Annotated in this window: 18 protein-coding genes; 5 read left to right on the top strand and 13 right to left on the bottom strand. The window is 58.3% G+C overall.

Annotated elements, in window-relative coordinates; all coding sequences use genetic code 11:
• Positions 1-20: 20 nt before the first annotated feature.
• The 4 genes from EQV90_RS03010 to EQV90_RS02995 are packed head-to-tail and all read right to left on the bottom strand — an operon-like array spanning position 21 to position 3,488.
• Positions 21-1,178: an ABC transporter ATP-binding protein gene (locus EQV90_RS03010; protein WP_003443800.1), complete on the bottom strand. Its 1,158-nt coding sequence runs from the start codon at positions 1,176-1,178 to the stop codon at positions 21-23.
• Positions 1,175-1,828 carry an ABC transporter permease gene (locus tag EQV90_RS03005; RefSeq protein WP_003443798.1) on the bottom strand — a complete coding sequence of 218 codons (654 nt, stop codon included), beginning with the start codon at positions 1,826-1,828 and terminating at the stop codon, positions 1,175-1,177. The genes EQV90_RS03010 and EQV90_RS03005 overlap by 4 nt, the downstream gene beginning before the upstream one ends.
• 15 nt (positions 1,829-1,843) lie before the next feature.
• Positions 1,844-2,746: a glycine betaine ABC transporter substrate-binding protein gene (locus EQV90_RS03000; protein WP_003443797.1), complete on the bottom strand. Its 903-nt coding sequence runs from the start codon at positions 2,744-2,746 to the stop codon at positions 1,844-1,846.
• A gap of 25 nt (positions 2,747-2,771) precedes the next feature.
• Positions 2,772-3,488, bottom strand: a complete 717-nt coding sequence (locus tag EQV90_RS02995) for an ABC transporter permease (protein ID WP_029612199.1) — start codon at positions 3,486-3,488, stop codon at positions 2,772-2,774.
• A 367-nt stretch (positions 3,489-3,855) separates the two neighbouring features.
• Between EQV90_RS02995 and EQV90_RS02990 the strand changes: the two genes are divergently transcribed.
• Both EQV90_RS02990 and EQV90_RS02985 read left to right on the top strand, forming a co-directional pair.
• Complete coding sequence (locus EQV90_RS02990; RefSeq protein WP_003443795.1) at positions 3,856-5,439, top strand: peptide chain release factor 3; 1,584 nt, start codon at positions 3,856-3,858, stop codon at positions 5,437-5,439.
• A gap of 210 nt (positions 5,440-5,649) precedes the next feature.
• A complete protein-coding gene (locus EQV90_RS02985) occupies positions 5,650-5,946 on the top strand; it encodes a hypothetical protein (RefSeq protein ID WP_003443794.1) in 297 nt (98 codons plus the stop codon).
• Between the two features lie 206 nt (positions 5,947-6,152).
• Here the strand turns inward: EQV90_RS02985 and EQV90_RS02980 are convergent, their stop codons facing one another.
• The 9 genes from EQV90_RS02980 to EQV90_RS02940 all read right to left on the bottom strand — a co-directional run bounded on the left by EQV90_RS02980 (position 6,153) and on the right by EQV90_RS02940 (position 17,981).
• Positions 6,153-7,127, bottom strand: a complete 975-nt coding sequence (locus EQV90_RS02980; RefSeq protein WP_240877736.1) for a peptide ABC transporter ATP-binding protein — start codon at positions 7,125-7,127, stop codon at positions 6,153-6,155.
• On the bottom strand, positions 7,127-8,095 hold the full coding sequence (locus EQV90_RS02975; protein WP_003443792.1) for an ABC transporter ATP-binding protein: 969 nt from the start codon (positions 8,093-8,095) through the stop codon (positions 7,127-7,129). The genes EQV90_RS02980 and EQV90_RS02975 overlap by 1 nt, the downstream gene beginning before the upstream one ends.
• Positions 8,096-8,105: 10 nt before the next feature.
• Positions 8,106-9,017, bottom strand: coding sequence for an ABC transporter permease subunit (locus EQV90_RS02970; RefSeq protein ID WP_003443791.1), 912 nt, complete (start codon positions 9,015-9,017; stop codon positions 8,106-8,108).
• Between the two features lie 10 nt (positions 9,018-9,027).
• On the bottom strand, positions 9,028-10,038 hold the full coding sequence (locus EQV90_RS02965; RefSeq protein WP_003443789.1) for an ABC transporter permease subunit: 1,011 nt from the start codon (positions 10,036-10,038) through the stop codon (positions 9,028-9,030).
• A 76-nt stretch (positions 10,039-10,114) separates the two neighbouring features.
• Positions 10,115-11,710 (bottom strand): ABC transporter substrate-binding protein, encoded by a 1,596-nt coding sequence (locus EQV90_RS02960; protein WP_010655566.1) that lies wholly within the window; start codon positions 11,708-11,710, stop codon positions 10,115-10,117.
• Positions 11,711-11,796: 86 nt separating this feature from the next.
• Complete coding sequence (locus EQV90_RS02955; RefSeq protein ID WP_240877735.1) at positions 11,797-13,164, bottom strand: OprD family porin; 1,368 nt, start codon at positions 13,162-13,164, stop codon at positions 11,797-11,799.
• Positions 13,165-13,328: 164 nt separating this feature from the next.
• Complete coding sequence (locus EQV90_RS02950) at positions 13,329-14,927, bottom strand: ABC transporter substrate-binding protein (protein WP_003443782.1); 1,599 nt, start codon at positions 14,925-14,927, stop codon at positions 13,329-13,331.
• A 295-nt stretch (positions 14,928-15,222) separates the two neighbouring features.
• Entirely contained in the window at positions 15,223-16,848 is a 1,626-nt protein-coding gene (locus EQV90_RS02945) for an ABC transporter substrate-binding protein (RefSeq protein WP_003443773.1), read from the bottom strand.
• A 416-nt stretch (positions 16,849-17,264) separates the two neighbouring features.
• Complete coding sequence (locus tag EQV90_RS02940; RefSeq protein WP_003443772.1) at positions 17,265-17,981, bottom strand: SIMPL domain-containing protein; 717 nt, start codon at positions 17,979-17,981, stop codon at positions 17,265-17,267.
• Between the two features lie 312 nt (positions 17,982-18,293).
• Between EQV90_RS02940 and EQV90_RS02935 the strand changes: the two genes are divergently transcribed.
• The 3 genes from EQV90_RS02935 to EQV90_RS02925 all read left to right on the top strand — a co-directional run bounded on the left by EQV90_RS02935 (position 18,294) and on the right by EQV90_RS02925 (position 21,965).
• A complete protein-coding gene (locus tag EQV90_RS02935; protein WP_003443771.1) occupies positions 18,294-19,556 on the top strand; it encodes an ATP-binding protein in 1,263 nt (420 codons plus the stop codon).
• Positions 19,549-20,109: a response regulator transcription factor gene (locus EQV90_RS02930; protein WP_003443770.1), complete on the top strand. Its 561-nt coding sequence runs from the start codon at positions 19,549-19,551 to the stop codon at positions 20,107-20,109. Before EQV90_RS02935 ends, EQV90_RS02930 begins: the two co-directional genes overlap by 8 nt.
• 140 nt (positions 20,110-20,249) lie before the next feature.
• Positions 20,250-21,965 (top strand): ABC transporter ATP-binding protein/permease, encoded by a 1,716-nt coding sequence (locus EQV90_RS02925; protein ID WP_003443768.1) that lies wholly within the window; start codon positions 20,250-20,252, stop codon positions 21,963-21,965.
• Positions 21,966-22,004: the final 39 nt, after the last annotated feature.

Here is a 22,004-nt window from a genome sequence, read left to right as displayed (position 1 = left end):
GCTCCCGCAGGATCGGTTATCTAGGCAGTGGCCATATCAGCCGGTGAAACAATGCTGGTCTTGGCCCCGCGGGAGCGGCCGGAGCTCAAGTAGGCAGCGATGGATTCCTGGGTCACTTCACCGAGGAATACCCGTTCGGCATCCATTACCGGCAACCATGAGCGGTTGAACTCGTACATGCGCGACAGCAGGATGCGCAAGTGTTCGTCGGAGGCTGCAGTGGCGGTGAACTCGCGCAGGTACTGGCCGCAAGTGCCGGTCTGGCGATGCAGGTCGCGACGGCGCACATAGCCCAGGGCCTTGTTGTCGGCACAGGTGACGACGACGTAGCGACGGTCCAGTTCGTCCATCAGTTCCAGTGCTTCGGCCACCGGTGTCTCAGGGCTGACCGACGGCGCGTTGTCGGCCGCGTCTTCAGCCTTGACCAGCAACAGGCGCTTGAGGGTGCTGTCCTGACCGACAAAGTTGCTGACAAAGTCGTCGGCCGGGTGGGCGAGCAGAGTGTCCGGGTGATCCATCTGCAGCAGCTTGCCGCCGCGGAAGATGGCGATTTTGTCGCCCAGCTTGATCGCTTCGTCAATGTCGTGGCTGACCATGATCACGGTCTTGTTCAGCGCGCGCTGCATCTCGAAGAATTCGTTCTGGATCATTTCGCGGTTGATCGGGTCGACCGCGCCGAACGGCTCATCCATTAATAGCAGCGGTGCGTCGGCGGCCAGGGCGCGAATCACGCCGATGCGCTGTTGCTGGCCACCCGACAGTTCACGGGGGTAGCGGGTCAGGTACTGCTTGGGCTCGAGCTTGATCATGCTCATCAGTTCGCGGGCACGGTCATGGCACTTTTGCTTGTCCCAGCCCAGCAGGCGCGGAACGATGGTGATGTTCTCCTCGATGGTCATGTTGGGGAACAGACCGATCTGCTGGATCACATAACCGATATTGCGGCGCAGGGTGACCGGGTCGAGGTCGGTGGTGTCTTCGCCGTTGATCAGGATCTTGCCGGAGGTTGGCTTGATCAGGCGGTTGATCATTTTCAGCGTGGTGCTTTTACCGCAACCCGAAGGCCCGAGGAACACGCAGATTTCGCCTTCGTTGACGGTCAGGCTTACCGAGTCCACGGCTTTTACATCTTTGCCGTTGCTTTGGAAGGTCTTGCTGAGGTTTTGAAGTTCGATCATTTGAGTAATCCTTTTGGAGTCAGCGTGCGTTGCAGCCATTGCAAAAGCAGGTCGGCGAAGATGGCCAGAAGACTGACCAGTACCGCGCCGACGATCAGCATCGACATGTCGCTACGGCTGATTGCAGCAAGAATAAGTACACCCAGACCGCCGGCACCGATGGTGGCGGCAATCGTCATTACACCAATGTTCATCACCACGGCGGTGCGCACACCGGCCAGGATCACCGGTACCGCGATCGGCAGTTCAACCATGCGCAGGCGCTGGGCGAAGGTCATGCCGATACCGCGGGCGGCTTCACGTATGCCCGGTTCCACGCCGGTCAGGGCAAGGAAGGTGTTACGCATGATCGGCAGCAATGAGTACAGGAACACGGCGGTGATGGCGGGCATCGGGCCCAGGCCCTGGCCGAACTTGGAATAGAACGGCAGCAGCAGGCCGAACAGGGCAATCGAGGGGATGGTCAGCAACACGGTGGCGCTGGCCTGCATGGGGCCGGCCAGTGACGGGAAGCGCGTCATCAGTACGCCCAGCGGTACGCCAACCACAATGGCCAGGGTCACGGCGATCCCGACCAGAGCAATGTGTTGCAGGGTCAGGTGCATGACCTGATTCCAGTCCATGTTGGAAAAGGCGTTTAGAAATTCCATGTCTTTTCCTCCGGGTCAGTTAGCTAAAAGCTGTGGGTGCTGGCGCAGGAAGTCTGCGGCCACCTTGGACGGGCTTTCGTGGTCGACGTCGACCCGGGCGTTGAGTTGGCGCATGGTTTCGTCGTCAAACAGGTCCGCCAGTGGCTTGAGCAGGTCAGCCAGATCCGGGTGCTGGTCCAGGTAGGCTTTGCGTACTACGGGAGCGGCGGTGTAATCCGGGAAGTAATGCTTGTCGTCGTCGAGCAACTTGAGGTTGAAAGCGCTCAGGCGACCGTCAGTGGTGTAGACCAGCCCTGCAAACACCTGGCCGTTTTTCAGCGAGGTATAGACCAGGCCAGCGTCCATTTGCCGGATGTTTTTGCGGGTCAGGTCCATGTCATACAGCTCGGCCATGCCGATCAACCCGTCGGAGCGATTGGCAAACTCGGTATCCAGTGAGACCAGGGCGCCTTTATTCGCCGGGTCGCGCAGGGCCTTGTTCAGATCGCTGATGCTGTTGATTTCCGGGTGTTCCTTGGCCACGTTTTCTGGCAGCGCCAGGGCATAGGTGTTGCTGAACTTGGACGGGTGCAGCCAGACCAGGCCTTTTTTACCGTCGAGCTCTTTGACCCGCTCGAAGGATTGCTCGCTGTCGAGTTTTTCGGTCACGTGGTTATAGGCCACCAGTGACACGCCGGTGTATTCCCAGATCAGGTCCAGCTGCCCGGACTCCTGGGCGCTGCGCGCCAGGCTGCTGCCCAGCCCGCCGGTTACCTGAGCGTTGTAGCCCTTGCTCTTGAGGTATTGCGAGGTGATTTCAGCGAGCAGGGTTTGCTCGGTAAAAACCCGCGCCCCAATCCGGACCAGGGGTTTTTCTGCGGCCTGGGCAATTCCTGCGAACAGCAGGATGCAGCCTAAAAACAAGCTTAATTTTTTCATGCGTATTCCTTTGCTCAGCCAGACCTTATGCAGGTCGTAGACCGCGTTCCAGCCAGCGGCGGCTGATGAAGATCACCAGGCCGTCAAGCAGCAATGCCAGCAGCGCGGTACAGGCTGCGCCGAGGATGAGTTGCGGCTGATTATTGAGGGCGATACCAGGGAAAATCAGGCTGCCCAGGCTGTTGGCGCCAATCAGGAACGCCAGGGGGGCGGTGCCGACGTTGATCGCCAGTGCGACCCGTACGCCACCCATGATGATGGGTACGGCGTTGGGCATTTCGACTCGCCACAGCACTTGGCGCGGGGTCATGCCGATGCCGACGGCGGCTTCTTTGAGTGAACCCTGAACGTTTTTCAGGCCCTCATAGGTGTTGCGCACAATGGGCAGCAACGAGGCGAGAAACAGGGCGAAGATGGCAGGGCCGCTACCGATCCCCAGAAAGCCAAGCGCAATGGCCAGTACGGCCAGCGGTGGCACGGTGTTGCCGATGTTGAAGACTTGCATGAAGCGTTCCGCACGTCCGGCCATACTTGGTCGGCTGAGGAAAATGCCCGCGGGGATCCCTACAAGGAGGGCGGCAAACATTGAAACGAGTACGAGGTACAGATGGGCTTGCAGGTAGAACAACAGATCATCTTGATAGTGTTCGATAGTGCTGATGCCGATCCAGTGGACCAACAGGGCCAGGAGTGCGAGAACAATCACACCTCCTATAAGCCCTTTTCCATAGCGATTAGCCACAGGCGGACTCCTTGCGATTAGCCACAGGCGGACTCCTTTTTTTTCTTGGTCGGCGAACACATTGTCGTGTGGCAATGCCATTCCTGGCTGCCGACGATGAGTTCGCGAAGAGCAACGGGTGGGGGGCGAAAATGCGCCGCCATCACCTGTCATTAGCGCAGCCTCGTCAGGCTAACTTGCTGATATTTCAGCACCTGACGGTTTGTCGTATCAGGAGAGTGGACGCCTCCACTGCACAAAAGGTTCACATTTTTTACGGCAGATTGCCACCCTTGTCCGACGAGCCATGGCACCAACGGTGGCTGCATGGGCCTAATTTGAGCTATAATCCGCGCCCTTTTTTGAATCAATCGTCAGGCGATTTCCCATGACCAACCAGGCCGCCGAAGTCGCGAAACGCCGCACTTTCGCCATTATTTCCCACCCCGATGCGGGTAAGACCACCATCACCGAAAAGCTGTTGCTGATGGGTAAGGCGATTGCGATCGCCGGTACGGTGAAATCGCGAAAGTCCGACCGCCATGCCACCTCCGACTGGATGGAAATGGAGAAGCAACGGGGTATTTCGATTACCACGTCGGTCATGCAGTTCCCGTATCGCGACCACATGATCAACCTGCTCGACACCCCGGGCCACGAAGACTTCTCGGAAGATACTTACCGCACCCTGACCGCGGTCGACTCGGCCTTGATGGTGCTCGATGGCGGTAAAGGTGTTGAGCCCCGGACCATCGCCCTGATGGACGTTTGTCGTCTGCGGGACACGCCAATCGTCAGCTTTATCAACAAACTCGACCGCGATATCCGTGACCCGATCGAGTTGCTGGACGAGATTGAAGCTGTCCTCAAGATCAAGGCCGCGCCGATCACCTGGCCGATTGGTTGCTACCGCGATTTCAAGGGTGTTTACCACCTGGCCGATGACTACATCATTGTCTACACCGCCGGTCATGGCCATGAGCGCACTGAAACCAAAATCATCGAGAAGCTCGATTCCGATGAGGCCCGTGCGCACCTGGGTGACGAGTACCAGCGCTTTGTTGACCAGCTGGAGCTGGTCCAGGGTGCCTGCCATGAATTCAACCAGCAGGAGTTCCTCGACGGCCAGCTGACACCGGTGTTCTTCGGTACGGCACTGGGCAACTTTGGTGTCGATCACGTGCTCGACGCGGTGGTCAACTGGACTCCGGAGCCGTTGCCCCGGGTGGCCAACGAGCGCACGGTGGAGCCGACTGAAGAGAAGTTCAGTGGCTTCGTGTTCAAGATCCAGGCGAACATGGATCCCAAGCACCGTGACCGTATCGCTTTTATGCGTATCTGCTCGGGCAAATACGAAAAGGGCATGAAAATGCGCCACGTGCGCACCGGCAAAGACATCCGTATCGGCGACGCCCTGACGTTCTTCTCTTCCGAGCGTGAACAGCTGGAAGAGGCGTTTGCCGGGGACATCATCGGCTTGCACAACCACGGCACGATCCAGATCGGTGACACCTTCACCGAAGGTGAGAGCCTGAGCTTTACCGGTATTCCGCACTTCGCCCCGGAGCTGTTCCGTCGCGTCCGTCTGCGCGATCCGCTCAAATCCAAGCAGCTGCGTCAGGGTTTGCAGCAACTGGCCGAAGAGGGCGCCACCCAGGTGTTCTTCCCGGAGCGCAGCAACGACATCATTCTGGGTGCCGTTGGTGTGCTGCAGTTCGACGTGGTCGCCAGCCGCCTGAAAGGCGAATACAAGGTGGAATGCTCCTATGAGCCGATCACCGTGTACTCGGCGCGCTGGATTGATTGCGACGATAAGAAGAAGCTTGAGGAGTTCAAGATCAAGGCAGTGGAAAACCTGGCGATTGACGGCGGTGGTCACCTGACCTACCTGGCGCCGACCCGGGTTAACCTGGCGTTGATGGAAGAGCGCTGGCCAGATGTGAAATTCCGCGCCACCCGTGAGCATCACTAAGAGCCACGGAGTTCTGGTTAAAAAAGCGAAGCCTGCGGGCTTCGCTTTTTTTTGCCCGTAAATCCTCGAACCTCGGGTTACAAAAGCCCATAACAATTTCGGTCGGGTAAGTCCAAATAGATCTATTGCGGGCAAAAGCTTTTAGGGAAAAAGCGCCGCAGGCGGACTAGGTTTAAATCGTATCTTTCCTACGACAAGGTGGAGTTCGCGATGAGGCTTTTTCAACGCATGGTGTTGTTGCTCAAAGTATTGGTCTTGCTGACGGTGAGTGCTTCAGCCGCATGGGCGAGCAATCCGCTGACGCTTCCGGGAGTCGGGGCTTCGGCCACTGGTGTCGCTGGCCCCACGGTGCATGCCATCTACAAGTCTGACTCTGAACCTGGTGATCAGGGGCAGGGCGGAAGTTCGGGGGATGATGATCAAACGGACGGTGATGGTGGCGCGGATGGCGGTGGCGACAACGGCGACAACGGTGATGAAGGCGACGAGGGGGACAGCCAGTCCTGACAGTCAGAATCCGGCTTTGTCCCTGCTCCCCGGCCCGGTGACGCGGTGACATGATGTAGGAGCGAGCTTGCTCGCGAGCTTTTTATCGAGCGCTGTATTGTTGAGAGGCTCGCTCCTGCAGGGTTATGAGCTGGATGTTACATGGCCCGTGGGAGCTGGCTTGCCAGCGATAAGGGTGCCCGGCTCCCACAGGTTGTTTGTCGGTGTTATACGCTCAAGAACTGCTCCGCGTGATGGCAGGCAACCTGGCGGTTGTCCAGCAGGCGCAGGGCAGGTTCCTCTGTACTGCACAGCTCGGACGCATAGGGGCAGCGCTTGTGGAAGGCGCAGCCCGACGGCGGGTTCAACGGGTTGGGCAACTCGCCGACGATTTTGATTTTCGGCTTGTTCGGGTCCGGGTGGATGGTCGGTGTGGCCGACAGCAGCGCCTGGGTATAGGGGTGCAACGGGCGGGTGTAGATCTCCTCCTTGGGCCCCATTTCTACCGGGCGGCCGAGGTACATCACCAGGACCTGATCGGCGACATGCCTGACCACCGCCAGGTTGTGGGAGATGAACACGTAGGCGGTGTTGAATTCCTGCTGCAAATCCATGAACAGGTTGAGCACCTGCGCCTGAATCGATACGTCGAGGGCGGAGGTCGGTTCGTCGGCCACCAGCACCTTGGGTTGCAGCATCATGGCGCGCGCCAGGGCGATCCGCTGGCGCTGGCCACCCGAGAACATGTGCGGGTAGCGATGGTAATGCTCAGGGCGCAAACCCACTTGCTTCATCATCGCCTGCACTTTATCGCGGCGTTCGCTGGCGTTCAGGCTGGTGTTGATCAGTAACGGCTCGGCCAACTGATCACCGACCTTTTGCCGCGGGTTGAGCGAGGCGTAAGGGCTCTGGAACACCATCTGAACGTCTTTGCGCAGTTGCTTGCGTTCAGCCTTGTTGGCCCCGGCGACTTCCTGGCCGGCGATTTTCAGCGAACCTGAAGACGGCTCTTCGATCAGGGTCAGGGCGCGGGCCAGGGTGGATTTTCCGCACCCGGACTCGCCAACCACGGCGAGGGTTTTGCCTGCCTCCAGTTCAAAGGATACGCCGTTGAGGGCGCGTACCAGGGCGTGGCCCTTGAACATGCCGCGGGACACTTCGTAGTGACGGGTGAGGTCACGGGCGGTAAGAACGACAGTCATTACGCCACCTCCTGGTTCAAGGGGAAGAAGCAGCGTACCTGGCTGTGAGCCCTGGGCTCCAGCGCCGGACGTTGCTGGCGGCAGGTGTCTTGTACATAAGGGCAGCGCGGCGACAGCAGGCAGCCCTGGGGACGGTCGTAACGCCCCGGCACGATGCCGGGCAAGGTCGCCAGACGGGAAGCCCCCATGCTGTGTTCCGGGATCGCCGCCAGCAGGGCTTCGCTGTAAGGGTGAGCCGGTACGTCAAACAACCCTGGCACGCTACCGACTTCGACCGCCTGGCCGGCGTACATCACGCACACCCGTTGCGCGGTTTCGGCAACCACCGCCAGGTCGTGAGTGATCAGCACCAGGCCCATGTTTTGCTCACGTTGCAGATTGAGCAGCAAGTCCATGATCTGGGCTTGAATGGTCACGTCCAGCGCAGTGGTCGGTTCGTCGGCGATCAGCAGTTTCGGTTCGCCGGCAATCGCCATGGCGATGGCTACGCGCTGGCTCATGCCGCCCGAAAGCTGATGCGGGTAGGCTTCCATGCGGCTGGCCGCGCCGGGAATTTCGACCTTTTCCAGCAGCTCGATGGCGCGTTTGCGTGCTTCTTTCTTCGACATCTTCAGGTGCAGGCGCAGGACTTCTTCGATCTGGAAACCCACGGTGTAGCTGGGATTGAGCGCGGTCATCGGGTCCTGGAAGACCATGGCCATGTCCTTGCCGACGATTTTCCGGCGTTGACGGGCGCTGAGGGTCAGCATGTTTTTGCCGTCGAAATTCAGCGCGTCGGCAGTGACGATACCCGGATGCTCGATCAGGCCCATCAGCGCCATCATGGTCACGGATTTACCGGAACCGGATTCGCCGACAATGGCCAGAACTTCGCCTTTATCCACAGACAGGCTCAAACCGTCGACCACAGGCACAGCCTTGGCGTCGCCAAAACGGACGTTGAGATTCTTGATTTCTAAAAGTGACATGGGAATCTCCTCAGGCGGCGTTCTTGAGTTTCGGGTCCAGCGCATCGCGCAGACCGTCGCCCATCAAGTTGATTGCCAGCACGCTGAGCAAAATGGTCAAACCGGGCAGACTGACGACCCACCAGGCGCGTTCGATGTAGTCACGGGCCGAGGCCAGCATGGTGCCCCATTCAGGGGTTGGCGGTTGTACGCCCAAACCGAGGAAGCCCAGAGCCGCAGCGTCGAGAATCGCCGAGGAGAAGCTCAGGGTGGCCTGTACGATCAGGGGAGCCATGCAGTTGGGCAGTACGGTGACGAACATCAGGCGCGGCAAGCTGGCACCGGCCAGGCGGGCAGCGGTCACGTAGTCGCGGTTCAGTTCGCCCATCACCGCAGCACGGGTCAGACGCACATAGGACGGCAATGAAACCACGGCAATTGCGATCACGGTGTTGATCAGGCCAGGGCCGAGGATGGCGACGATTGCCACCGCCAGCAGCAAGGACGGCAGGGCCAGCATGATGTCCATCAGACGCATGATGCCCGGGCCGAGGATGCGCGGGAAGAACCCGGCAAACAGGCCCAGAATCACGCCGGGGATCAGGGAAATGACCACCGAGGACAAGCCGATCAGCAGTGACAGGCGCGAACCTTCGATCAGGCGTGACAGCAGGTCGCGGCCCAGTTCGTCGGTGCCCAGCAGAAATTGCCATTGGCCGCCTTCCAGCCACACCGGCGGGGTCAGCAGGAAGTCGCGGTATTGCTCACTCGGGTTATGGGGTGCGACCCAGGGGGCAAACAGGGCGCAAAACACAATCAGGCACATGAACATCAGGCCGGCAACGGCCCCTTTGTTCCTGGAAAAGGCGTGCCAGAATTCTTTGTAAGGCGAGGGATAAAGCAGGCTTTGATCCACTTCGGTAGCGTTGGTCGATGTACTCATGGTCAGAATCTCAGCGCTGGTGGCGAATGCGTGGGTTGGCAAAGCCGTAGAGGATGTCCACTACGAAGTTGACCAGAATCACCAGGCAGGCGATTAACAGGATGCCGTTTTGCACCACGGGATAGTCCCGGGCACCAATGGCTTCGATCAGCCACTTGCCGATGCCGGGCCAGGAGAAGATGGTTTCGGTCAGGACGGCGCCGGCCAGCAGGGTGCCGACTTGCAGACCCACGACGGTCAGTACCGGGATCAGCGCATTGCGCAGGCCGTGCACGAATACGACCCGGGCAGGTGACAAGCCTTTGGCGCGGGCCGTGCGGATGTAGTCTTCGCGCAGCACTTCGAGCATGGATGAACGGGTCATCCGGGCGATCACGGCCAATGGAATGGTGCCGAGCACGATGGCCGGCAGAATCATGTGGTGCAGCGCGTCCCAGAAAGCTTCTGGCTCGTCGCTGAGCAGTGTGTCGATCAACATGAAACCGGTTCTCGGCTCAATGTCGTAAAGCAGGTCGATACGTCCGGAAACCGGGGTCCAGCCCAGGGTTACCGAGAAGAACATGATCAGAATCAGGCCCCACCAGAAGATGGGCATCGAATATCCCGCGAGGGAGATGCCCATCACCCCGTGGTCAAATAGCGAGCCTCGTTTGAGTGCTGCAATGACCCCTGCCAGAAGCCCGAGGATGCCGGCGAACAACAGCGCGGCCATCGACAGTTCAAGGGTGGCCGGGAACAGCGCTGAAAACTCGGTCCATACGCTTTCACGGGTTCTCAGTGATTCACCCAGGTCACCGTGGGCGAGCTTGCCGATGTAGTCGAAATACTGCTCATAGAGCGGCTTGTTCAGGCCAAGCCGTTCCATGGCCTGGGCGTGCATCTCAGGGTCAACCCGACGTTCACCCATCATGACTTCGACCGGGTCGCCCGGAATCATGCGGATCAGGGCAAAAGTCAGCAAGGTAATGCCGAAGAAAGTGGGTATCAACAACCCCACTCGGCGGGCAATAAAACTAAACATCGTGTGGTGTACCTCATCAGCCGGTTAGGCAGGTCCGCCAGAGCCCGGGTGGGCAATGGCGGGTGTTTTTATTGTTCTACTTCACCCGGGTGGTGGCGAAGTTGTTGTTGGTCAGGGGGCTAAGGATGTAGCCCTCGACGTTTTTGCGCATGGCGGTAAAGAGCATTGGGTGTACTACGTTAATCCAGGGTTGATCCTGATGGAATATCACCTGTGCCTGCTCATAGAGTGCAGCGCGCTGCTCGGGTTCAGTGATGTTGCGGGCCCTGGTGATCAGTGCTTCGAAGTCCTTGCTGCACCAGCGGGCGTAGTTTTCGCCGTTTTTGGCCGCCTCGCAACTGAGCAGTGGAGTCAGGAAGTTGTCCGGGTCGCCGTTATCTCCGCCCCAACCGGTGGAGACCAGATCATGTTCGCCACTTTTTGCACGCTTGAGCATTTCGCCCCATTCCATGACCCGGATGTCGAGTTTGATCCCGATCTTCTGCAGGTCGGACTGTAACAGCTGCGCTCCGAGCATCGGGTTGGGATTGGTCGGACCCCCGCCATTGCGGGTGAAGAGGGTGAGTACCGTGCCTTCGGGAACGCCTGCTTCCTTGAGCAGCGCCCGGGCCTTGTCCAGGTCCCGGGGCGGGCTTTGCATGTCCTTGTTGAAGCCAAGCATGGTCGGCGGGTAGGGGTTGATGGCAACCAGAGCATTGCCTTCACCGTGCACGGTGTTGAGGTAGGTCTGTTTGTCGAAGGCCATGTCTATGGCTTTGCGCACCCGCACATCGCTGAGGTATTTGTGGCTGGAGTTCATGGCGATGTAACTGGTCATCAGTGCGGCCAGTTCATCCACCTTGAGGTTCGGGTCCTTGCGGATGTTTTTGACTTCGTCGGGCTTGGGGTACAGCGCGATCTGGCACTCGTTGGCCTTGAGTTTCTGCAGGCGTACGTTGCTGTCGGTGGTGACGGCGAAGATCAGTACGTCGCTGGGCGGCTTGCCACGGAAGTAATCCGGGTTGGCCTTGAAGCGCACCTGTGCGTCCTTGTTGTAGCGCACAAAAATGAACGGCCCGGTGCCGATCGGCTTGCTGTTCAGCTCTGCGGTTTTACCGGCCTTGAGCAACTGGTCGGCGTACTCGGCAGAGTAGATAGAGTTGAACGGCATGGCGATGTCCCGCAGAAACGGCGACTCGGCGTGGTTGAGGGTGATCTTGACGGTCATGTCGTCAACTTTGTCGACGCTCTTGAGCAGGTCTTTAAAGCCCATGCTTTCAAAGTAGGGGTAGCCGACCAGGGAAAGTTTGTGCCACGGGTGATTCGGGTCCAGCTGGCGCTGAAAGCTCCAGAGCACATCATCGGCATTGAGGGTGCGGGTCGGTTTGAAATAGTCGGTGCTGTGGAACTTCACGCCGGGGCGCAGGTAGAAGGTGTATTCGAGTCCGTCGGGGCTGATGTCCCAGCGTTCGGCCAGGGCCGGTTCTACATCGGTGGTTCCGGGGGCGAAGTCGACCAGGCGGTTGAGCACGGTTTCCGCAGAGGCGTCGGCCGTCACGGCAGTGGTGTACTGAACGATATCAAACCCTTCCGGGCTGGCTTCGGTGCAGACCACCAGGTTTTTCGCCGAAACACTGACTGCTGTACTGAGCAGTGCCACAGCAAGAGCGGTGCGTAGTGGAAGTCTTTTCATGGCAACCCTTCTCCAATCGCTTGAACCAGCTAGAGGGTTACGGCTGATGCCCGGATCAGCCGTAACCTTGTTTTTTAATCGGGTGATTAAAGGATGTTGAATGGAATGGTTGTTACCAGACGGAACTCGTTGATGTTGCCGTCAGACTGGTTTTTGCTGGCGCGGTGCGTGGTATAGGTCGCGCGGATCGCGGTGGCCTTGAGTGGTCCGCTCTGGACAGCATAAGACGTGCCAACGCTGTACTCGTAGTGGGTTTCGCCGTCCATGTTCTTGACGTCATAGGCGGTGCCCTTGTAATGGGTACCGTCAATGTCCCAGCCACGGGCGTGGTAGGCGTTGAACTTCAGACCCGGAATGCCGTACTGCGCCATGTTGATGCTGTAGGCCAGTTGCAGCGATTTCTCGTTCGGGCCGTTGAAGTCCGAGAGCAAGGAGTTGGCCAGGTAAATGCCGTTGGTTTCGTGCAGGTAGTCGAAGTACTCGTCACCGACGATTTGCTGGAATGACAGCGACAGGGTATGAGCCTGGTGGCTCAGGGCGAAGGCCAGGCTGTAGGCGTCGTTGTTGATGTTGCCCAGGGCCTTGCTGCCGGTGTCGAGGGTCTTGTAGTAGTTGAAGTTGGTGTTCAGGCCCAGTACGGCGCTGTCACCGATATCGTGCACGGCGCCGAAGTAGTACTGGTTCCAGAAATCTTCAACGTGGGTGGCATACAGCGTGGTTTTCAGATTTTTGAACGGCTGGTAGTTAAGGCCGGCCACACTGGCGCGATCGGTTTCTACGCCGGTGGCGCCGTATTCACTGCGGAACTTGCTCAGGCTTTGCTCGGTCCGTGGCGATACACGATCGAAGGAGCCGGCGTCGAAGGACAGGTTGTTGAACTCTTCACTGTGCAATCCCACGCCCTGGAAGCTGGAAGGCAATGCGCGGTTGCCGATCACGTCGATGGTCGGGCTGCTGAAGTTCTGTCGGCCTACGGTCAGCGTGGTGTTGGAGATGCGGGCGCTGAGGTTGGCCAGGCCCAGCTTGCTCCATTGACCGACAGCATCACCATCGCTGTGGGTCAGGGTGCGGTTGTTCGGTCCGGCGATGTCCTTGGCGTCGCGGTCAAGGGCAACGGCGTTGTAAGCCGCGACCTGGGTGCTGAAACCGACGGTACCCTCAGTGAACCCCGACCGGTAGTCGATGATGGTGCCCTGTACCCAGTTGATCCGGCGCGGAGTGGTTTCCCGGGTGCCGTTGTGGTTGTAGGTAAAGCGGTCATCACGGCGTTTGAGCTCGTTGGCGTACCAGTTACGCGTGGTACCGCCCAGTGTCTGCTCTTCAACAAAACCCTTGGTTTCACTTTGCGCGCTGGCGCCGGTTTTAAGTTCAGTCGCGATGAATTCTTCAGCAACTGCCATCGAGGCAAGGCCGCTGATGGATAAAGCTAACAATGCGCTGCTTGTGACTTTCATGGTTGAGGCTCCTTGGCTTTCTTTTTTTATTGCCGTTCTTTTTTGTTTGAATCGGCTGTTGTGGAACGTTTTGAAGCATTGCAAACGTTTGCGCTGCGCACGATCGGCGACACTTCAGCGGGCCACTGGAGGTGGCCTGCCGAGGTTGTAGCGAATCGGAGCAGTTAGTCGTTGAGACTCACGCCGGAGAAGGCGTTACGACCAAACGGGCTGACCTGGAAGCCTTCCACCTTGGCGCTGAGCGGCTGGTTGACCGTCGAGTGCGCTATCGGAGTCATCGGCACCTGTTGCTTGATCAATTGCTGGGCCTGTTTGTAGAGCACTGTGCGCTGGTCGCGATCGGTAACGATCTTGGCGTTCTTGACCAGGGTGTCGTACTCCTTGTTGCACCACATGGAGTAGTTGTTGCCGCCGATCGCATCGCAGCTGTACAGGGTGCCGAGCCAGTTGTCCGGGTCACCGTTGTCACCGGTCCAGCCAATCAGGCTGATGTCATGCTCGCCATTTTTGGTGCGCTTGATGTACTCGCCCCATTCATAGCTGACGATCTTGACCTTGAGCCCGATCTTGCCCCAGTCCGACTGCAGCATTTCAGCCATGAGTTTGGCGTTCGGGTTGTACGGGCGCTGTACGGGCATGGCCCACAGGGTGATTTCGGTGCCTTCCTTGACGCCTGCGGCCTTCAGCAGCTCTTTGGCTTTTTCGGGGTTATAAGGTGCGTCGACAATGGTTTCGTCATAGGACCACTGCGTTGGCGGCATGGCGTTGACCGCTTTTTGCCCGGCGCCCTGGTAAACCGCCTTGAGGATGGCGTCCTTGTTGACCGCCATGTCCAGCGCCTGACGCACTTGCAGCTGGTCGAAGGGCTTGTGTTGCACGTTGTAGGCGATGTAGCCCAGGTTGAAGCCCGGCTTTTCGATGACTTGCAGCTTGGGGTCGGCCTTGAGGGCTGCCACGTCCGCAGGGCGCGGGCTAAGGGAAACCTGACATTCGTTTTTACGCAGTTTTTGCATGCGCGCAGACGCGTCGACGTTGATCGAGAAAATCAGGTTGTCGAGTTTGACCTGGTCCGGCTTCCAGTAATCCTTGTTGGCCGCGTAGCGAATGTTCGAGTCTTTTTGATAGCGCTGAAATACGTACGGCCCGGTGCCCACAGGTTTCTGGTTGATGTCGCTGGGCTTGCCGGTCTTGAGCAACTGGTCGGCGTATTCGGCCGACAGGATCGAGGCAAAGCTCATGGCCAGGTTCTGGATGAACGCCGCGTCCACCGAGTTGAGTTTCATGACCACGGTCATCGGGTCGGTCTTTTCGACGCTGGCGATGTTCTTGTCCAGGCTCATCCCGGTGAAATACGGGAATTCGGTCGGGTAGGCCTTACGGAAGGGATGGTCGGCGCTGAGCATGCGGTTGAAGGTGAACAGCACGTCATCGGCATTGAAATCACGGGTCGGGGTGAACCATTTGGTGGTGTGAAACTTGACCCCGTCGCGCAGATGGAAGGTGTAGGTCAGGCCGTCTTCGGAAATATCCCAGCGGGTGGCCAGCGCCGGACCGGCAGCAGTGCCGCCTTTTTCAAATTCGGCCAGGCGGTTGTAAATGGGTTCGGCCGCGTCGTTGTCGGTGGCGGTGGTGTATTGCGCAGTATCAAAACCGGCCGGGCTGCCTTCGGAGCAGAACACCAGGCTGTTGGCGGCGTTCGCGAGCGGGCTGCCGGCAAGTACGCCGGCGCTCAATAGCACAGATAAAACCAGTGGGTTGCGCATGGCGTTCCCAATCCTTTTTTTTGTTTTTGGTCCCTGAACGCGCGCCGTGGGCTGGGCTGTTCAGTGGTTCGGTAGCATCAGCCAGAGAGCCGCACCCTGCGCAATAAACTTGCTGTACCTCGACGTTAGGACGTCGGCGTGCAGCCGTAAATGCGCCAGGCCTGACAATCACGTAGGAAACGTCTCGACGTCCTATAGCCTCTGCGTCAGTACGCAGCAGCTTCAAGATGAGGGGGATTTCCGTTGTCCTGGCAGGCAAGCGAGTGCGCCATTCAGGCCGCACTCGCCAGTGCTTTTATTTGCTGATGCCTACGCCGTAGAAGGACGTCAGGCCAAGGGGGCTGATTTTGAAGTCCTGGACGGTGCTGCGCATCGGTTGATACACCGTCGAGTGGGCGATAGGTGTCATCGGAACCTGCTCTTTGAGAAGGTGCTGCGCCTGTTTGTACAGCTTGGTGCGCTCAGCCACGTCGGTGGTGGCCTTGGCAGTCTTGATCAGCTTGTCGAACTCTGGATTGCACCACTTGGAGAAGTTGTTGCCTTCAATGGCATCGCAACCGAACAGCGTACCGAGCCAGTTGTCCGGGTCACCGTTGTCGCCGCTCCAGCCAATCAGCATCGCACCGTTTTCACCGCCCTTGGAACGCTTGATGTACTCGCCCCATTCGTAGGTCATGATCTTGGCCTTGATGCCAATCTTGCTCCAGTCCGACTGGAGCATTTCAGCCATCAGCTTGGCGTTGGGGTTGTAGGGGCGTTGAACCGGCATGGCCCACAGGGTGATTTCGGTGCCTTCCTTGATGCCGGCTTCCTTGAGCAGCTCTTTGGCTTTCTCAGGGTTGTAGGGCGCGTCCTTGATCGTGTCGTCATAAGACCACTGGGTGGGCGGCATTCCGTTAACCGCCAATTGCCCCGCCCCCTGATATACCGAATCAATGATTTGCTGTTTGTTTACCGCCATGTCCAGTGCCTGTCGCACCTTAAGCAGGGCCATCGGGTTGGGTTCGTTGCTGCCCTTGATCTTGTCCATGACGTTGTAAGCGATATAGCCGACGTTGAACCCAGGCTTTTCGGGCATCTGCAGGTCTTTGTCGGCTTTAAGTGCCGCGAGGTCAGCCGGGCGCGGGTAAATGGTGACCTGGCATTCGTTCTTTTTCAGCTTCTGGATGCGCACTGACGGGTCAGTGGTGATGGCGAAGATCAGGTTGTCGATTTTGACGTCTTCAGGCTTCCAGTAATCCTTGTTGCCGGTGTAGCGGATGTTGGAGTCTTTCTGGTAGCTCTTGAATACAAAAGGCCCGGTGCCGATCGGCTTTTGATTGATATCGGAAGGCTTGCCTTCCTTGAGCAGTTTGTCGGCGTACTCGGCAGAGCCTATGGATGCAAAGTGCATCGCCATGTTCTGGATAAACGCAGCATCAACCGTGTTCAGCGTGAACTTGACGGTCTTGTCATCGATTTTTTCCACCTTGGCGATGTTTTTATCCATGCCCATGTCGGTGAAATAAGGGAATTCGGTGGGGTAGGCCTTACGGAACGGCATGTCTTTATCGAGCATGCGGTTGAAGGTGAAGAGCACGTCATCGGCGTTGAAATCGCGCGTAGGCTTGAAATAAGGGGTGGTGTGAAACTTGACCCCATCGCGCAGGTGGAAGGTGTAGGTCAGGTTGTCCGGCGAAATGTCCCAGCTGGTGGCCAGACCGGGCTCAACGTTGGTGCCTCCACGTTCGAACTGGCTCAGGCGGTTATAGATGGTTTCTGCTGATGCATCGAAGTCAGTACCAGTGGTGTACTGACCCGGGTCAAAACCGGCCGGGCTGCCTTCGGAGCAAAACACCAGATTGGTCGCCGCCTGGGCGAAAGGTGCACTGGCGAGCAGGCTGGCGCCCACTAGAAACGGAATGACCGCGTGTTTGAACATGGTGACCTCATGATTTTTGTCATTTTTGGTTTGAGGGCGACCTTGTGAGTCGACCCGGCGATACTTATGCACAGCCCATACCCAATGCAATATGCGTAGGCCAACGAACTGATAAAACGTGGAACGATCGTACAAGAATGTCGCTTATGTATAACTTCTGGCGCATTTGATCGTTTGCGTGGCGTTTTTCGACTCATTTAGTTACACGTATGCGACATTTCGGGTGCTGCTCTGCACTGGTATGGAGCGGGCTGTTACTTATCTGGATTTCAGTCGGGAAAAGATGTCAGCCAGTGCTGATTGGGGATGTAGGATTTATCCGATTGTTCATCCGTATGTTCCGGGTGCGGCTCCTGAAAACGCAAAAGCCCTTGCGGCGTGAGCACGGCAAGGGCTTTTGGTGTTGCGTCGGGGACTTATTGCATCTGGACTTCAATCACGCCATCGGCGCTCATGCTGACTTCGCTGGTGCCGGCTTCGACATCGGGAGTCGGTGCGGAGTCCATCGCCGGTGCGGCGGCTTTCATCATCATCGCGCTGCGCATGTAGGGTTGCGGATAACCGTTGGTGTTGAGGTTCAGGTTGACGATCTTGTAACCCTTGCCGCCCAGTGCGTCGGTGGCCAGTTGAGCACGGGCCTTGAATGCGTTGACGGCATCCTTGAGCAATGCGTCTTCACTGGTTTTGCGGGTGGCGTTGGCGACGGTGAACTGCATGTTGCCCATTTTCAGGGTTTGCATCAGATCGCCGGTGAGCTTGGACAGTACGGCAAAATCTGTACTCTCCAGGCGTAGCTCGGCGCGCTCGCGCCAGCCGGTGATCTTCTGGGTCTTGTTGTCATAGATGGGGTAGCTGCTGCGATTGCCCTGGCGCAGGGTCACGGCCTTGACTTGCTTGGCCTCGCCAATGGCCTTGTTCATCGCGGTGGTGATTTCTGCGGCCAGCTTGGCCGAGTCGGTGTTCTGGGCTTCGGTGTACAGGGTCACGATCATCAAGTCGCGCGGCACTTCCTGACTGGCTTCGGCACGCAAGGAAACCTGATTGTAATGAACCTCTTCAGCCAGGGCTGGCAAGCTGGCAAGTGCGCCGAGGCTCAGGGTCAAAAGGGCAGCGGTGGGCTGGAAAGTAGACATAAAGGCTCCTGGGGTGGGGAACGCAGTCCAGTCGTGCCAGCTGCGTCAGATCCTTAAGACTGTAGAGAGTGGCCATCAGTTCGCCCAGTTACATTTTCAATACATCTTCCAGCCGTATGCAGGAGCGAGCTAGCTCGCGAGTTCTTCGCTGCTGGATCCAGGCTCGCGAGCAAGCTCGCTCCTGCGGGTTGAGGGGCTGTTAGCCTGTTTTCTGACAAATACACTGTGGCCGTTTGCCGCACTTCTGTCTGTCAGGTCGCCTGCTTGGTTATACTCCCGGCGATTCGCCTGCAGCGCTCATCAGGAGAGCTCATGCTCGCCCCCGTACAGTTATTGTCAGAAACACGCCAAAACCTCTGGCGTCTTACCCTTATCCGCACTCTGGTGCTGGCCGCGCAGGCAGGTTCCGTCGGTATTGCCTACGCATTCGATCTGCTGCCGCTGCCCTGGTTCCAGCTGAGTGTGACCCTCGGGTTTTCCATGCTGTTGTGTGCGTTTACCGCTATCCGGCTGCGTACCACATGGCCGGTGACTGAGCTGGAGTACGCGTTGCAACTGGCGTGCGACCTGTTTATCCACAGTGCATTGCTGTATTTCTCGGGCGGCTCGACCAATCCGTTTGTCTCGTACTATCTGGTGCCCCTGACCATTGCCGCAGTGACGCTGCCCTGGCGTTTTTCCGTGGTGCTCTCCGGCATCGCCCTGGCCCTGTACACCCTATTGATGATGCAGTCCTACCCGCTGGATGCGGGCGCCTTCTTCCGCGAAAAGCTGCAGATTTACGGCATGTGGCTGAGCTTTGCGTTATCAGCGGCAGTGATCACTTTTTTTGCCACGAAAATGGCCCATGAGCTGCGCCGTCAGGAAGAACTGCGCGCCCTGCGCCGTGAAGAAGGTTTGCGCGACCAGCAATTGCTTGCGGTCGCCACCCAGGCGGCAGGTGCGGCCCATGAGTTGGGGACGCCCTTGTCGACCATGAGCGTGCTGATCAAAGAGATGCGCCGCGATCACCTCGATCCGGAGCTGCAGGATGATCTGAGCGTGCTGCAGGACCAGGTCAAATTATGCAAAGAGACGTTGCAGCAGTTGGTACGTGCCGCCGAAGCCAATCGCCGCCTGGCCATTGAAGAGCAGGATGTTACCGACTGGCTGAACGAAGCCTTGAATCGCTGGCACTTGATGCGCCCGGAAGCGACCTATCGTTTTCAATGCCTGGGACACGCGCCGGTTCCGCGTATGGCACCGCCCCCCGATCTGACCCAGGCATTGCTCAACTTGTTGAACAATGCAGCGGATGCCTGCCCTGAAGGGCTGGAGGTTTGCCTGGACTGGGATGCCGTGGATTTGACGATCAGTATTCGCGACCACGGTCCGGGTGTACCGTTGGCCATCGCCGAGCAAATCGGCAAACCTTTTTTTACCACCAAGGGCAAAGGTTTCGGCCTGGGCCTATTCTTGAGCAAAGCCAGCGTGACACGCGCCGGCGGCTCGGTAAAACTCTACAGTCACGAGGATGGCGGCACGCTCACCGAGCTGCGCCTGCCACGTGTCGCCCGAGGAAACGAAAATGAGTGAAGAAATCCAGGTCGAAGGCGAAGAGCTGCCACATTTGCTGCTGGTGGATGACGACGCCACATTTACCCGCGTCATGGCACGGGCCATGGGCCGCCGCGGATTTCGCGTCAGCACCGCAGGGTCGGCTGAAGAAGGCCTGATCCTGGCACAGCAGGACCTGCCTGATTATGCTGCGCTGGATCTGAAAATGGAGGGTGACTCGGGGTTGGTATTGCTGCCCAAGCTGCTCGAACTTGACCCGGAAATGCGGGTGGTGATCCTCACCGGTTATTCGAGCATCGCCACTGCTGTCGAGGCGATCAAGCGCGGCGCCTGCAATTATCTGTGCAAGCCGGCCGATGCTGACGATGTGCTGGCAGCCTTGCTCTCCCAGCATGCCGACCTTGAAACCCTGGTGCCGGACAATCCGATGTCGGTTGACCGCTTGCAGTGGGAACACATCCAGCGCGTTCTGGGTGAGCATGAAGGCAATATCTCTGCTACGGCCCGCGCCCTGGGCATGCACCGCCGCACGTTGCAGCGCAAATTGCAGAAGCGTCCGGTTCGACGCTGAACCGCAGCTGTAGCCATGGTGTTGCGGCTTGCAACAAAATGGCTGCAGCCCCTAATCTGTATCGAAACGTGTCATAGCGTTACAGGCCGGTTGTCCTGACCGGCCTGCAGAGTGCTCTTTACTCCAACCGAGGCTGAACGATGAATCAGAACGCTGAGGCTTCTGTGGTGAATGATGCTGTGCGTGGAGATTTCATACCTCGGGTCTGGGGCCTCATAACACCCTACTGGCGCAGTGAAGAGCGGGCCAAGGCCTGGCTGTTGTTGATCGCGGTGATTGCCCTGTCGTTGGTCAGCGTGGGCATCTCGGTGTGGATCAACCACTGGTACAAGGACTTCTATAACGCGCTGGAGAAAAAGGACGGCGAGGCGTTCTGGAGCCTGATCGGTTACTTCGGGATCATCGCTGCGGTGGGGATTGTCGGTGCGGTGTACCGGCTGTATCTGACCCAGATGCTGACTATCCGCTGGCGACGCTGGCTGACCGAGCAGCATTTTTCACGCTGGCTCGCCCACAAAAATTATTACCAGCTGGAGCAGGGCGGTTACACCGACAACCCTGACCAACGTATCAGTGAAGACCTCAACTCGTTCACCGACAGCACCCTGACCCTGGGTCTGGGCTTGATCCGCACCGTGGTCAGTCTGGTTTCGTTCTCGATTATTTTGTGGGGCGTTTCCGGCAGCATCGAAGTCTTCGGCATCACTATTCCCGGTTACATGTTCTGGTGTGCGTTGCTGTATGCCGCTGTCGGCAGCTGGCTGGCGCACTTGATCGGTCGACGTCTGATCGGTCTGAACAACCAACAACAACGCTTTGAAGCTGACCTGCGTTTTTCGATGGTCCGGGTACGTGAAAACGCCGAAAGTATTGCCCTGTACAACGGCGAACCCAATGAACATGAGCGCCTCAGCACCCGCTTCGACAAGGTCTGGAAAAATTTCTGGACCCAGATGAAGGTGCAAAAACGCCTGACGTTCTTCACCGCGGGCTACTCGCAAATCGCCATTATCTTTCCGTTTATCGTTGCGGCACCGCGCTACTTCGCCGGCAAGATCGAGCTGGGCGAGCTGATGCAAATCAACTCGGCCTTTGGCAACGTACAAGAGAACTTCAGCTGGTTTATCGATGCCTACGTCACCCTGGCCGCATGGCGCGCCACCTGCGACCGTCTGCTGAGTTTCCGGCAGGCCATGACCGACAACGAACAGCGTCCGCCGGCGATTGACCTCGAGACCCGGGGCCATGCCTTGAAGATTGATGATCTGAGCCTGGACCTGGCCGATGGCCGGCATTTGTTGCATGAGGCCAGCCTGCAAGTGGCGCCGGGGGAACGATTGATGCTCAGTGGTCGTTCCGGCAGCGGTAAAAGTACCTTGCTGCGGGCAATGGGAGGCCTCTGGCCGCAAGGCGGCGGGGCGATTCGCCTGCCGGAGGAACGCGGGCTGTTTTTGCCGCAGAAACCTTATTTGCCCATAGGCACTTTGCGTGACGCATTGAGTTATCCACAGACCGGCGACAGCTATCCGTCCGAACGTTATGAGCAAGTGCTGCGTACCTGTCGCCTGGAGCATCTGATTCCCAAGCTGGATGAGCCCAACCACTGGCAGCGCCTGCTTTCCGGGGGCGAGCAACAGCGGCTGGCCTTTGCCCGTGTGCTGCTGTATCGCCCGCAGTGGCTGTATATGGACGAGTCGACCTCGGCGATGGATGAGGAAGATGAGGCCATGCTGTATCAAGCCCTGATTGATCAGTTGCCGGGGCTGAGCATTGTCAGTGTGGGGCATCGCAGTAGTCTGACGCGCTTCCATCCACGGCATGTGCGGATTCAGGACGGGCAGTTGATTGCCCGCTAGGGAGGCGGGCGGGAGGCTGCGAGGGTCTCCCGATGCCCG

The organism is Pseudomonas sp. TMW22089 (assembly GCF_022496645.1).
GTDB classification, from domain to species: Bacteria; Pseudomonadota; Gammaproteobacteria; order Pseudomonadales; family Pseudomonadaceae; genus Aquipseudomonas; species Aquipseudomonas paraversuta.
The sequence above is the reverse complement of the archived record's forward strand: the minus strand, read 5'-3'. Positions and strand labels throughout refer to the sequence as shown.